This window comes from Brevibacterium sp. BDJS002 (genome assembly GCF_028201555.1).
In the GTDB taxonomy this organism is placed as follows: Bacteria; Actinomycetota; Actinomycetes; order Actinomycetales; family Brevibacteriaceae; genus Brevibacterium; species Brevibacterium aurantiacum.
In genome coordinates, this window is record NZ_CP116392.1 from 2,226,641 (window position 1) to 2,239,239 (window position 12,599).

The following is a 12,599-nucleotide window of genomic DNA, read 5'->3' on the forward strand; positions in this document are numbered from 1 at the left end:
TCATTGGCCGCCCTTCTGGACGAAGTTGCGCACGAACTCCTCTGCATTCGTTTCGAGGACTCCGTCGATCTCGTCGAGGATCGAATCCACGTTCTGGGTGTTGATCTGTCCCTGCACGGCCTCCGGCGGATCGACGGGTGCTTCTCCCCCGCCGGCCGAATGATCCTTCTGCACCTGTTCCTGCGAACTCATTTCGCACCTCTTTCATCGTTCGTCGTTTTCAGTCTATCCACTCCCAGCGCCTGCAGCAGTGCCTGCGCATCGGGCACTTCGGCCAGTCGCTCGGCCAGGAGTTCGCGGGTGCCCTTCAGCGGTTCGCTCATCGGCAGACGCACGATCCCGTAGTCTCCGGCGTCGAGGACGAGCGAGTCCCAACTCGCTGCGACCAGCGATTGCGAGAATCGGGTCACGGCCAGGGATCTGAGGTAAGCGCGAGTCCCGTCGGGTGCTGAAGTCACCGCCTTCTCCACCTCATCATCGGTCGTCAGGCGTCGGATCCGCCCGGCCTTCTCGAGCTTGTAGAACAGACCCTTCTCCGGCCGCACATCGTGGTACTGAACGTCGATGAGAGCCAGCTTCGGGTGATCCCAGTCGAGGTTCTCCTTCTGCCGGTAGCCTTCGAGCAGCACCCATTTCGCAACCCAGTCGATGGAATCCGAGAGGCTGCGCGGGTCTGTGCTCAGACCATCTAAGAGTCGTTTCCATTCAGCGAGGACCTCGCTGGTGTCGGCGTCATCACCAGCGTGTTCGAGGCAGGCGGAGAGGTACGCGTTCTGGATCTCGAGGGCTGTCATCGTTGTGCCGTCGGACATGGGCAGCTCGGTGCTGAGTTCGAGGTCATGGCTGACATCCCACAGTGCCTGCATCGGGTCGGCGAGTTCGAGAGTGGGGGCGAGTCCGGCTTCGATGAGTCCGAGGACAAGCGAGGTGGATCCGAACCTGACCAGGGTGGCGGGTTCGGCCATCGTGGCATCACCGATGATGACGTGCAGTCGACGGTATTTGGCCGGATCGGCGTGGGGTTCATCGCGCGTATTCACAATCGGCCTGCGCAGGGTGGTCTCCAACCCCACTTCGGCTTCGAAGAAGTCGGCACGAGATGAGATCTGGAACCCTGCGGTCTCGCCTTCGCGCCCGATGCCCACACGACCGGATCCGCAGAGAATCTGCCTGCTGACGAAGAAGGGAATCAGGCCCGCGACGAGGTCGTCGAAGTCCACTGCCCGGTCGACGAGGTAGTTCTCGTGGGTGCCGTAGGACGAACCCTTCGAGTCGGTGTTGTTCTTGTAGAGGTTCACGGGTTCGTCTGTGGCCGCGAGAGTGCGCACCGAGGCCAGGGCCACGAGGTCTCCGGCCCGATCGTAGGTGACGAGATCGCGCGGAGTCAGCACCTCCGGCGAGGAGTATTCGGGGTGAGCATGGTCCACGTAGTAGCGAGCACCGTTCTCAGTCACCACGTTGGCCAGGTACTGTGCTTCCACCGATTCTTGGGGCATGTGGGTGAGCTGGGAGATATCGGCGTCGGCGACGTTCATGAAGAATCCGCGGGCGTCGGCCAGAGGGGATTCCGTGGCGAAGTCCCAGAAGTTCTGGGACGACTTCAGCCCGCGCTGTCCCGCATAGGCGTCGACGACACGCGCCGAGTCACGCATCGGGTTCGCGCCCGGATTGCCCGGCTGGCTCAGCCCGAACTCGGTCTCGGACCCCATCACGCGGTGGACACTGAGCATCTGAACTCCCTCTAACGTTTAGACTCGGGGACGTGGCAACGAAGAAATCTCATCTCCCGATCGCGTTGATCGTCGACCTCGTCCTGGTCGTCCTCTTCACCATTATCGGTCATTACACACATTCTCATAATTTCGATCCCCAGGGGCTGCTGACCACAGCGTGGCCGTTCCTGGTCGGACTCGGCGTCGCCTGGCTGCTCGCAGCTGTCTGGGACCGTCCGATCGCGCCCTTGGCCACGGGAACAGGAGTCTGGGCGATCACCATCCTCATCGGCCTCGTCATCCGCGGCATCACGGGTGCCGGAGGCGAGCCGGGACAGGTGCCCGTGAGCTTCATGATCGTGGCCACGAGCCTCAATCTCATCACCCTGGTCGGGTGGCGCATGATCGCCACGGCCGTATCCGGCGGCGGCACCAGGCCTCGCCGACGCCGCCGCTGAACAGGCGGACCGGATCAGACCAGATCTGAGTTCGGGTACACCTCGGCGATGTCCGACTCCAAAGGCACCGCAGGCGCTCCACGAGTCGTATCCAGGTGCATCATCCGCAGATGAGTCACCCGCTCCCCCTTGCGTCCTGAGATTCGGGCCCATTCGTCGGGATTCGTCGTATTGGGCAGATCTTCGTGCTCGCTGAATTCCTCGGCGATGGCCTCTTCGAAGTGCCTGGGCTGCAGACCGCGTTCACCCGTCTCGAGCAGCGATTTGATCGCGCTCTTCTTCGCCCGGTCCACGATGTTGTGGATCATGGCACCGGAGGCGAAGTCCGCGAAGTGCAGGACTTCCTTCGCTCCGTCGGCATAGGTGACTTCGACGAATTCGTTCTCCGGCGACAGGGCGAACATGCGATCGACACAGAACGAGATCAGGGCCGACACCGCCTCGGCGGGGGTCTCATGTCCTGACAGCACGCTCGGGTGCAGCGGCAGGTCGACGGTGAGGTACTTCTCGAAGATGTCTCGGGCCGCATCAGCATCGGGACGTTCGATGCGGATCTTCACATCGAGGCGTCCCGGGCGCAGAATGGCCGGGTCGATGAGGTCCTCACGGTTCGATGCGCCGATGACGATGACATTGTCGAGCTGTTCGACACCATCTATCTCGGTCAGCAGCTGCGGCACGATCGTCGTCTCCACGTCCGAGGACTTGCCGGTGCCGCGCGTGCGGAACAGGGATTCCATCTCGTCGAAGAAGACGACGACGGGGAACCCGGCCGAAGCCTTCTCCCGAGCCCGGGCGAAGATGAGTCGCAGCTGACGTTCGGTCTCACCGACGTACTTGTCGAGCAACTCGGGGCCCTTGATGTTGAGGAAGTAGGTCTTCCGAGACTGGCCTGCTCCGGTTCGATCTGCCAGCGAGTTGGCCACGGCCTTCGCGATCAGCGTCTTGCCGCAGCCGGGTGGGCCGTAGAGCAGGATGCCCTTGGGTGGTTTGAGGCCGTGCTCGGTGTAGAGCTGAGGGTGTTCGAAGGGCAGCTCCACTGCGTCCTTGATCTGACCGATCTGGTCGGCCAGTCCACCGATGTCGGAGTAGGTGATGTCCGGGACCTCTTCGAGCAGCAGCGAGGAGACTTCCGGCTTCTCAACAACCTGGAGGGCGTAGTGAGTACGGGTGTCGACGACCACGGCGTCTCCGACGCGCAGTCCGGAGTCGATGAGATCTTCGCCGAGGATGAAGACCTGCTCATCATCGCCGGGAGCGCCGACGAGGATGCGGGTGTCGTCGACGAACTCACGCACGTTGACGACCGAGCCCACCGGGGCGAAGGAGCCGGTCCCGATGATGACGAGGCCTTCGGAGAGCAGCACGTCGGTGCCGGCACGCAGCTCGGCAGGGTCCACCTCGGGGCCGACGGCGACGCGCATTCGGCGTCCGCCGACGATGACGTCCGCGTTCAGTCCCTTATCGCCGAGCCCGATGAGCGTGCCCCAGTTGTTCGGCGGCTCCGTCAGTCGACGGGCCTCTTCCTTGATCCTGTTGAGCTCATCGCGTGCTGTGCGCAGGGTCTTCGACAGGGCTTCGTTGCGTTTTCCGGCGCTGAAGAGCTGTTGGCGCAATGCCGCAGTGTCCTCGCGCTGACGTTTGGCTTCGGGCGTGGTCTCGGTCATTGGTCCTCCTTCGACCCTTGAGTGTCCGACTCGGGAGTCGACACGTCGTGGTCCAACCGTTTTCCTGCTTCGCGCATGACGCGACGCAGTTTCTTTCCCTGTGCGACTCTGGCGCCGACGGCTTCGTTGGTGACTTCCGGTTTCGTCCAGGCATCAACGTCTTCGCTCGATGCCGGGGCGCCCTGTGGTCGTTTCTTCTTCTCCAACGGGGCGACTCCGGGTGCCATGCGTCGGGCGATGACGAGGAAGCCGGTGTGGGCGATCATCCGGTGATCGGGACGGACGGCGAGTCCATCCACGTGCCAGCCTCTGACCATGGCTTCCATCGACTGAGGTTCGCTGAAGCATTCGGTGGCCCGCAGCGCCTCTACGAAGCGAGAGAGCTGGGGCACGGTGGCCACATAGGCGATGACGACTCCCCCGGGTGCCAGAGCCCCGCTCACCGCGTCTAGAGTGTTCCACGGTGTGAGCATGTCCAGGACGACCCGGTCGACGGTGCCTGGCTCGTAGGCCTGAGGCAGCTCCTCGCTCAGGTCCCCCACGGTGACCGACCAGTTGTCGGGGCGTCCGTCGAAGAAATCTGCGATGTTCCCGGCGGCGATGGTCGCGAACTCTTCGCGCAGTTCGAAGGAGTGCAGCCGTCCGGTGGGACCGACTGCCCGCAGCAGGGCCATGGACAGTGCCCCGGATCCGACGCCTGCTTCGACGACGACTGCACCGGGGAAGATGTCGCCGAGGGTGACGATGAGCCCGGAGTCCTTGGGATAGACGACCGCGGCCCCTCGGGGCATGGACAGGACGAAGTCCTCGTAGCGGGGACGGAAGACCTGGAAGTCGATGCCCCCGGTGTTCGACACGATGATGCCTTCGGTGCGACCGATGATGGCGTCGTGTTCGATGAGTCCCTTGTGGGTGTGGAACAGCTCACCGGGAGCGAGCACGATGGTGTGCATACGGCCCTTGGGGTCGGTGAGCTGAATCTTCTCGCCGATCTTCAGGGCCCGGCGGGGTTCGGTATGGCTTGCCTCAGTCATGATGCGTCCACTCTACGCTGATGGGAAGTGTCTCAGCACACCTGGTTCAGGCTGCGAGAAGCTCGTCGAAGAATTCCTGCAGGTCGATCACGCCCACCAGGGTGTTCTCGTCCATGACCAGGCTGAATTGCGCCTTGGGGCGATGTGTCAGCGACTCGAGCAGATGGGGTGCTGTGATGTCCTTCGGGACACCGATCCACCCGGCGAGGGGGCGGGCGACTTCTCCGGCCGGGACCTGGTCCAAGGACTCGGCGAGGCGGCCGGCAGCGGCATGCCTGTCAACGAGGCCGTAGGGCAGGCCCTTCTGGTCGAGGACGACGATGAGGGTGCGTTCCTTCGCATTGCCCAGCGTGTTCGCGTAGTCGAGAGTGTCCGCAAGATCGGCGTCCCAGGTTGCGGCGATAGCCGGCTGGATCACCTGGGAGAGGTCGTAGGTCTCCATCTTCCGGGCCCGCTTCGCGTGAGTTGCCGCGTCTCCGGCGGAGAACCACAGCATGATGGCGATCAGCGACATCCACGCCACCGTCAGAGGGTCGGGACGCTCTCCGGCCAGCAGCGGGGTGATGACAGACCAGCCGATGAAGCCGATGGCGATGACTCGCCCGACCCAGCTGGCAACGATCGTGCCCAGGTACTGCGAGCCGGTCAGTCTCCACATCAGAGCCTGCAGAGCCCACCCTCCGTCGAGCGGAATGCCCGGCAGCAGGTTGATCGCGCCGAGGGCGACGTTGGCGAAGGTGACCGCGATCAGCAGGAGCCACGGCACCGAGGTCGGCGAGACCGCGCTCAGGCACCACCAGCCCAGCAGCGCCAGCACGATGTTGACGATCGGACCGACGATGGAGATGACGAAGCTGGTGAGCGCCGCCTTGTCACGAGGATTGTCGGCCTGCGGCTCGAACCGGGTGAATCCACCCCAGATGTTGAGTTCGATCGCGGCGACCTTGAGCCCGTAGAACTGGCCGGCGACACCGTGTGCCAGTTCGTGGAGGAAGACCGAAGCGAACAGGAGGACCGCATACGCGAAGGCGACGAACCAGGCCCAGACACCGAGGTCGGGGCGGACGGTATTCACCCACGGGGCGAACAGGATCGTGATCACGATGGCGGCGAGGAACCATGACCAGGCCAGGATCACCGGGGCGCCGAGAACAGTCCCCAGGCGCAAGCCCGAAGAGGCACCAGTCTGGTGATTTTTCGCGGCCATGGAAGGAGTTCCTCTTGCTTGGGGTCGGGTCTACTCAGCCTAACAGCGACGGGGTCCTCGACGTGTTCTGACGCGTCGTGTCAGGGCAAGTCGTTAGAGTAGTCACATGGCCGAGCTGATCAGTCTTTCGCCCTCACGGGCAAACGACTTCGTACAATGTCCCTTGAAATTCCGATTTCGCAGCATCGACAAGCTGCCGGAGCCGCCTTCGCAGGTCGCTTTCAGGGGCACGGTCGTCCACTCCGTGCTCGAGAAGCTCTTTGAGCTGCCTGCTGCACGACGGACCCAGGATGTCGCCGAGTCGCTGTTGCGTCCCAGCTGGACGAACTCGTCGACAAGGACCCCGACGTGCTGGAGATTTTCGGAGACGAGGGTGAGAAGGAGACCTTCTTCACTACGGCAGCAAACCTGCTGCGTGCCTACTTCAGTCTCGAGTTCCCCGAGCATCTCGAACCGGAGCAGACGGAGAAGTATGTCCGCACCCAGCTCGACAACGGTCTCGAGCTGCGCGGCTTCATCGATCGGGTTGATGTCGCACCGGGCGGTGAGAAGCGTCTGGTCGACTACAAGACCGGAAAGCAGCCCAAACCCCAATACGGCAGGGAGGCCCATTTCCAGATGGGCTTCTACGCCCTCGTCGAATATCGGCTCACGGGTGAACTCGTCCACACTCTGCAGCTCATGTATCTGGGGTCGCAGTCCATCCTCAAGTCTCATCCCACGATGAGTGACATCGAGCGCACCCAGTTTGAGATCGAGTCGATCTGGAAGGACATCATCGCCTCCGCCGAGGCTGATCGTTGGCGTCCGAAGAAATCACCCCTGTGCAATTGGTGCACCTTCAAACCGCTGTGCCCGGCATGGGGGAACACTCCCCCACCGACTCCGGAGATCACACGGATAGTTGGGACGTGAGCTCCTGCAGGTCAGCAACACCGCGCCCCTGAAGACTCGACCACAGGTTCCGGCCTGGGCGCTGTTCGAGCTCAACCAGGTGCGGGATGCCGATGGCGATGGTCCCGGCCGCTTCCGCGCTGGCCAACCCGGGCTTTGAGTCTTCGAGCGCCACGCAGGCTCCCGGTTCCAGACCCAGCAGCGCCGCACCCTTGAGGTAGGGCTCGGGATCAGGTTTGCCGGCGCTGACCTCGTCGCCGGCGATGAGGCCGACGAAGCTGCCCTCCGGGCATGCCGAGATGACGGCTTCGGCGAGTCGGCGATAGGACATTGTGACCATCACGCAGGGAATTCCGGCACTCACGATCGCGTCGAGGAACTCAAGAGCTCCCGGACGGAACGGCACTGAGGCTTCGATCTTCGCAACGACCTCGTCGAGGAGGGTGTCGACGATCTCTCGGGCGGGCAGGTCGAGTCCCGCGTCCTGCATCATCGCCGCAGAGGTGAGCAGATCATTGCCCACGAATTCCAGGCCCTGCTCTTCGGACCAGTCAATGCCGTGAGCGTTCATCAGTTCGGTCTCGGCCCTGATCCAATACGGTTCCGTATCAACCAGAGTTCCGTCCATGTCCCAGAGGACTGCGGCAGGATTCGTCATGATTCCAGCGTAATCTGGAAGCATGACTTTTCTTCCATCAGGGTCCGGGGCACTCGTGTTCATCGCCTTCGAAGGGCAGGATGCGGATGCTTCCGAAGCCGCAAGTTCGCTGGTCAAGGATCTCATCGATGCGTGGGAACTCAACGACAGTGAGATCTTGGACACCGACGGCTTCTATGAGTTCAGATTCTCAGAACCTGAGATCGTGCGAGACGAATCGAACCGCGCAACGATCGCCTGGCCGGGCATCGAAGTCCATCGGGGGCAGCACATGGGCACCCCGATCACCATCATTCAGGGACATGAGCCGGGTCTGAAGTGGCGTGAGTTCCTGTCCCTCATCCTCGCCGAGGTCACCGCCGAGGATTGCGTGGTCCTGCTCGGAGGGCTGCACGCCGAGGTCCCGCACACGCGACCGCTGCCTGTCGTCGCGAACACCGAAGACATTCGACTCGCCACTCATCTGGGCATCGATGTCAACGGGTATTCGGGTCCGATCGGCATTCTCGGCCTCCTCGGCGTCGAATGCGACAGACGCGGGCTGCGCGCGATCAACCTGTGGGTCGGCGTACCCGACTACCTCACCGACTCCCCCTCACCCAAGGCAGAACTGGCCCTCGCCTCGGCGGTGGAGAAGTACACCGGGCACGAGATCGACATTCCCGTGCTCGAAGAAGAGAGCCGAGCCTGGGAACTCGGTGCTGATGAGCTGGTCGCGCTCAACCCACATCTGGTGGAGCTGCTCAAGGGACTCGAAGAACTCAATGACTCCACTGAGCTGCCCGAAGCCAGCGGCGATGCGATCGCCGCCGAGTTCGAGCGCTACCTGCGCAAACGCGGTCGCGAGAGGTAGTCGAGCCCGAGAGCCAGTCGACTCTGAGAGCCAGTCAGGCTCTCAGAGTCGGTCAGACCCTCAGGGTCGGTCAGGCGTGCAGATTGATGCCGAGCAGGGCGTCGACGGCGTCGGCGACCCTGTCTCCGCACACCGGCGCGGTCTCGGCCGCGGGTGAGTCAGCGTAGTGCTCGGCCCATTCGTCGAGAATGCCCAATGCACGGGGGCTGTCGAGGTCATCTGCCAGGGACTCACGCAACAGCCCGATGATGTGCCCGCGCAGTCCTTCCCGACATTCGGCTTCGCACATCGCCGCATGCCTCCAGGCCTTCAGCCGCGCCGAGGCGGTTTCCAGCAGGTCCTCGGTGAAGTTCCAGTCGCTGCGGTAGTGGTTCGACAGCAGCACGGTGCGAATGACCATCGGATCAACACCCTGTTCGCGCAGCTTCGACACGAGCACCAGGTTGCCCTTCGATTTGCTCATCTTCTCGCCCTGGTATCCGACCATGCCGGTGTGCATGTAGGTCCGGGCCAAAGGTGTCTGCTTCCACGCAGCCGCGTGGGCTGCGCTCATCTCATGGTGTGGGAACACGAGGTCGCTGCCGCCACCCTGGACGTCGACAGGAAGCCCGGCATACTTGTCGGCGATGACGGTGCATTCGATGTGCCATCCCGGGCGTCCCGGCCCGAGCTTTCCGCCGTCCCAGGACGGTTCGCCTTCGCGTGCGGCTTTCCACAGCAGCGGGTCGATCTCATTGTCCTTGCCCGGAGTCTCCGGATCCCCGCCGCGTTCGGCGGAGAGTTTGGCCATCGTGGCCCGATCATCGTGGCTGACGCTGCCGAAGGGCGGATTGATCGGGGTGGAGACTCGGTAGTACACGTCACCGTTGTCGAGGGTGTAGGCGGCCCGCGAATCAACGAGGTCTTCCACCGCCTTCACGATCTGGTCGACGGACTCGACGACGCCGATGTAGCTCTGCGGAGGAAGCACACGCAGTGCGCTCATGTCCTCGCGGAAGAGTTCGATCTGGGATTCAGCGAGTTCACGCCAATCGACACCGGTCGCGTCGGCCCGCTCAAGCAGGGGGTCATCGACGTCGGTGGTGTTCTGCACATAGACGACGTCGAGCCCCGCGTCGCGCCAAACCCGGTTGAGCAGGTCGAACGCGACATAGGTTGCGGCGTGACCGAGGTGGGTGGCGTCGTACGGGGTGATTCCACATACATAGAGACCCGCTGCCTGGTCACGCCCTTTGAGTCTGCGTGGGCTCCGAGTGCCGGTGTCGAAGACTGTCGGCACCTTTCCGGAGCTGGTGAGGCGGGGTAGCTGAGGTTCGGACCATGACTTCACGGAGACTAGCCTAACCGAGTCATAGCAGAACGGCACTTCCTGCCTCAGACGATTCTCGCGGTCGTTTCTCAGCCTAGATCGGCGGCCAGGGGATGACGGTCCGATCTTCGGGCGGTTCGGGGAAGGTTCCGGCCTCCCCCAACGCCTCGGCGCGGCGCTGCAGGCTCTCGATTTCGTCCTCGTCCAGGCACTCCTCCAGCGCGGAGACCAGCTCCGTGGGCATTCGAGCCACCTCGTCGAGAGCGTCGAGTTCATCCACCTGGAACGACGAGCGAGAGAACCCCCACAGTACGGTCCGCAGCTTCTCCTCGGCATGGAATGTCAGACCGTTGTCGATGCCGTAGGTGCCGATGCTGGTCGGGCCGCTGCCCGGCAGGTAGCTGCCGGTGATGATGTGGCCGGCTTTTCTGTCGGCGTTGTTGGCCAGAAGGTCGAAGAAGGCGATCGCTCGGAGTTCGTCCCCGGTGTCGTGGGACAGCACGAGATCGGTGCCGTCCTCGGTGCGCAGGGCGAACATCGGGGTGTGATCGGCCGGGATGGCGTTGACCGTGGTGAGGGACACAGAGTCATCGTCGCCGGCATCCTCGACGTAGGCCTGCAGGGAGCCTATCCCTGCCCCCAGATCTTCGCGCAGGACGGTCGGCGGGACCACGTTGAGGTCGAGGTGGGAGCTCAGTCGGTAGGACGCCACTTCACGCAATGACAGGGTGTGCTGCGGAAAATCGGCGAGGGGACGTTCTCCCGATGCCGGTTTGTAGACGGCTTTGAGGTGTGTGCCGGCATGGTCGACGACCACCAGGCGAGTGTCGTTGCTGGCTCGTGGGATTGCCCCCATCACGGTGCAGGAGCCTTCTTCCAGAGCCTGCCTGGCGAAATCTTCGTGCATGGGACTCAGGTTCGCGCAATCCCATTGGCGCGGGGGCACAGGTGGCCTTCTGGCTCCAACGGCAGCGAACAGAAGGGGCAGTCGCCACGACCGGCGGAGACGACCTGGTCGGCTCGGCGGGCGAATTCGCGGGAGCCGGCGGCGTCGAGAACGATGCGCAGCACCTCCCGGTCCACTTCATCGTCGTCGGGTTCTGCCGAAGTGCCCGTCTGAGCGTCCGCTTCGGTGAGTTCGAAGCATTCGACCACGAGCTCGTGGGCGACGGTGTCCCACCCCAGGCTCATGGTGCCGACCCGGAACTCCGGCTCGATCGGAACGTTGAGGCCCGCGTTGTCGATGCGTTCGTCGATGGCAGACTGGGGCACTCGCGCCGCAGGGTCTTTGACCATGACCATGTCGAGAAGTTCGGTGATCCGATCGGCGAGGATCTCGACCTGTTCCTTCTCCACCACCACCGTCGTCAGTGAACTTCCTGATTTCGCCTGCAAGAGGAACGTTCGCTCGCCGGGCAGACCGATCGTGCCGACGACGAAACGTTCTGGGGTGGGGTGGTCGTACAAAGCTGCCATGCCTTCAGCCTAGTTCAAAGACTTACATGTCCGACTTCCCTGGGATACATTTGAGTCATGAGCACTGATCCTCGTGAGGCCCTGGACGCATTCCTCGAAGCAGTGGGTGAGCACTTCGCTGCATCCGCACACCGCAATGGAGACCAAGACCCCCGTGTCGAAGCTGCCTACATGGCCTTAGCCGACGCCTTCGAAATCTATGAGGACGCGATCTACACCGCGTACGACGAGGTCACTCCGTTCGAGCTCTTCGACGATGTCGAAGACGCCAAGGAAGATGACGACGACAACGACCTCGACGGTGATTTCGCCGTCGAGGATGATGACGAGGACGACTGAGCTTCGTCGACCCTGTCTGAGGCCTGGTCAGACAGCCTGAACCTGGTCAGTCAGCCTGCTGGATCAGGAGATCTGATCGAGCACCTCGGCGATCTCGGGTTCGAGTTCGACCTCACTGCTGACCACTTGGGACAGCTGCTCGGGGGTGCGGGCGGAGACCAGTGACGACGTGATGCCCTGGTACCTGTTGAATGCCAGTGCGATGTCCGCCGTGGTCACGCCCAGTGCAGCCGCAGCCTTGCGGACTCCTGCCAGCACCCGAGTCGAACGTTCGTCGAGGTAGGCACCCACATAGTCGGTGAGTTCACCCACCGCGAAACGCGAGTCCTGTGGAGTGCCGCGCCGATATTTGTCGCTCAGCACTCCCCTGCCCAGGCTGGCACCGGCGATGAGTCCCACCCCTGCATAGTTGGCTGCGGGCAGCAGATCGTTCTCCGCCTCCCTGTTGAGCAGGGAGTATTCGGCCATGGCGCAGGCGATCGGCACGCCCGCTCCGCGCATCTCCGCCAGTTCCCAGCCGGCGTGGTGAGACACACCGACGTAGCGGATCTTGCCCAATGTCAGCAGGGTGTCGATCGCCGAGGCGGTCTCTGCCCTGTCCACGTCAGCATCGAAGACATCGAGGATGAGCACATCGATGTGCGAGCGTGCGGTCGTGCGCAGCAGCGAATCCACCTGGTCAAGGATCCGAGCTCGCCCCAGACCCACCTCGATGTGGGATGGCTCACTCATTGACACGCCCACTCGGGCAACCAACACGATCTCCTCAGAAAGTCTCAGCTGGGACAGCACCTGGGCCGCGTGGACACCTGAACTGGGAAGCTCAATGAGGTTCCCACCAGCACCGACGTACTCGTCGACGAGTCGCTGTGCGACTGCGGCGTCGACCCGGTGCCCCCATTCGAATGTGCCGAGACCCACTTCGCTGACTTCAAGACCGGTGCTGCCGAGGCGTTGTTGCTTCATGATTGTTGAGGTTACCCGATTCGGCG

At 63.1% G+C, this 12,599-nt stretch carries 14 protein-coding genes and 1 pseudogene; 5 read left to right on the top strand and 10 right to left on the bottom strand.

Annotated elements, in window-relative coordinates:
* Together PGC08_RS10450 and dop are read right to left on the bottom strand one after the other, a co-directional pair.
* Nucleotides 1–192, bottom strand: coding sequence for a ubiquitin-like protein Pup (locus tag PGC08_RS10450; protein ID WP_009881295.1), 192 nt, complete (start codon nt 190–192; stop codon nt 1–3).
* Complete coding sequence (gene dop / locus PGC08_RS10455) at nt 189–1,730, bottom strand: depupylase/deamidase Dop (protein ID WP_271708397.1); 1,542 nt, start codon at nt 1,728–1,730, stop codon at nt 189–191. The genes PGC08_RS10450 and dop overlap by 4 nt, the downstream gene beginning before the upstream one ends.
* A 32-nt stretch (nt 1,731–1,762) precedes the next feature.
* Between dop and PGC08_RS10460 the strand changes: the two genes are divergently transcribed.
* The gene (locus PGC08_RS10460) at nt 1,763–2,170 is read left to right on the top strand and encodes a DUF3054 domain-containing protein (RefSeq protein ID WP_009881297.1); all 408 of its coding nucleotides are present in this window, start codon (nt 1,763–1,765) and stop codon (nt 2,168–2,170) included.
* Between the two features lie 14 nt (nt 2,171–2,184).
* Here PGC08_RS10460 and arc read toward each other — a convergent pair whose 3' ends face one another.
* The 3 genes from arc to PGC08_RS10475 are packed head-to-tail and all read right to left on the bottom strand — an operon-like array spanning nt 2,185 to nt 6,078.
* Nucleotides 2,185–3,837, bottom strand: a complete 1,653-nt coding sequence (arc, locus tag PGC08_RS10465; RefSeq protein WP_009881298.1) for a proteasome ATPase — start codon at nt 3,835–3,837, stop codon at nt 2,185–2,187.
* A complete protein-coding gene (locus tag PGC08_RS10470) occupies nt 3,834–4,871 on the bottom strand; it encodes a tRNA (adenine-N1)-methyltransferase (protein ID WP_096158740.1) in 1,038 nt (345 codons plus the stop codon). The genes arc and PGC08_RS10470 overlap by 4 nt, the downstream gene beginning before the upstream one ends.
* A gap of 46 nt (nt 4,872–4,917) precedes the next feature.
* The gene (locus tag PGC08_RS10475) at nt 4,918–6,078 is read right to left on the bottom strand and encodes a site-2 protease family protein (RefSeq protein ID WP_096158741.1); all 1,161 of its coding nucleotides are present in this window, start codon (nt 6,076–6,078) and stop codon (nt 4,918–4,920) included.
* Between the two features lie 106 nt (nt 6,079–6,184).
* Here PGC08_RS10475 and PGC08_RS10480 point away from each other — a divergent pair.
* Nucleotides 6,185–6,364, top strand: a pseudogene (locus PGC08_RS10480) (PD-(D/E)XK nuclease family protein); the annotation flags it as partial.
* Between the two features lie 62 nt (nt 6,365–6,426).
* Complete coding sequence (locus PGC08_RS10485; RefSeq protein WP_271708398.1) at nt 6,427–6,993, top strand: RecB family exonuclease; 567 nt, start codon at nt 6,427–6,429, stop codon at nt 6,991–6,993.
* On the opposite strand, the gene PGC08_RS10490 is transcribed toward PGC08_RS10485, so the two are convergent.
* Nucleotides 6,971–7,630 carry an HAD family hydrolase gene (locus PGC08_RS10490; RefSeq protein ID WP_226838341.1) on the bottom strand — a complete coding sequence of 220 codons (660 nt, stop codon included), beginning with the start codon at nt 7,628–7,630 and terminating at the stop codon, nt 6,971–6,973. The two genes, PGC08_RS10485 and PGC08_RS10490, sit on opposite strands and share 23 nt — an antisense overlap.
* Nucleotides 7,631–7,652: 22 nt before the next feature.
* Here PGC08_RS10490 and PGC08_RS10495 point away from each other — a divergent pair, with 22 nt between their 5' ends.
* The gene (locus tag PGC08_RS10495) at nt 7,653–8,483 is read left to right on the top strand and encodes a proteasome assembly chaperone family protein (protein ID WP_009881303.1); all 831 of its coding nucleotides are present in this window, start codon (nt 7,653–7,655) and stop codon (nt 8,481–8,483) included.
* Nucleotides 8,484–8,553: 70 nt separating this feature from the next.
* Here the strand turns inward: PGC08_RS10495 and mshC are convergent, their stop codons facing one another.
* The 3 genes from mshC to PGC08_RS10510 form a co-directional block, all read right to left on the bottom strand.
* Nucleotides 8,554–9,813 carry a cysteine--1-D-myo-inosityl 2-amino-2-deoxy-alpha-D-glucopyranoside ligase gene (gene mshC, locus PGC08_RS10500; RefSeq protein ID WP_009881304.1) on the bottom strand — a complete coding sequence of 420 codons (1,260 nt, stop codon included), beginning with the start codon at nt 9,811–9,813 and terminating at the stop codon, nt 8,554–8,556.
* A gap of 73 nt (nt 9,814–9,886) precedes the next feature.
* Nucleotides 9,887–10,699 (bottom strand): SCO1664 family protein, encoded by an 813-nt coding sequence (locus PGC08_RS10505; protein WP_271708399.1) that lies wholly within the window; start codon nt 10,697–10,699, stop codon nt 9,887–9,889.
* Between the two features lie 5 nt (nt 10,700–10,704).
* A complete protein-coding gene (locus PGC08_RS10510) occupies nt 10,705–11,268 on the bottom strand; it encodes a DUF3090 domain-containing protein (RefSeq protein WP_096158744.1) in 564 nt (187 codons plus the stop codon).
* A gap of 57 nt (nt 11,269–11,325) precedes the next feature.
* Here PGC08_RS10510 and PGC08_RS10515 point away from each other — a divergent pair, with 57 nt between their 5' ends.
* A complete protein-coding gene (locus tag PGC08_RS10515; protein ID WP_009881307.1) occupies nt 11,326–11,607 on the top strand; it encodes a hypothetical protein in 282 nt (93 codons plus the stop codon).
* 63 nt (nt 11,608–11,670) lie between these two features.
* Here PGC08_RS10515 and PGC08_RS10520 read toward each other — a convergent pair whose 3' ends face one another.
* Nucleotides 11,671–12,573, bottom strand: a complete 903-nt coding sequence (locus PGC08_RS10520; RefSeq protein WP_271708400.1) for an aldo/keto reductase — start codon at nt 12,571–12,573, stop codon at nt 11,671–11,673.
* Between the last annotated feature and the right edge of the window lie 26 nt (nt 12,574–12,599).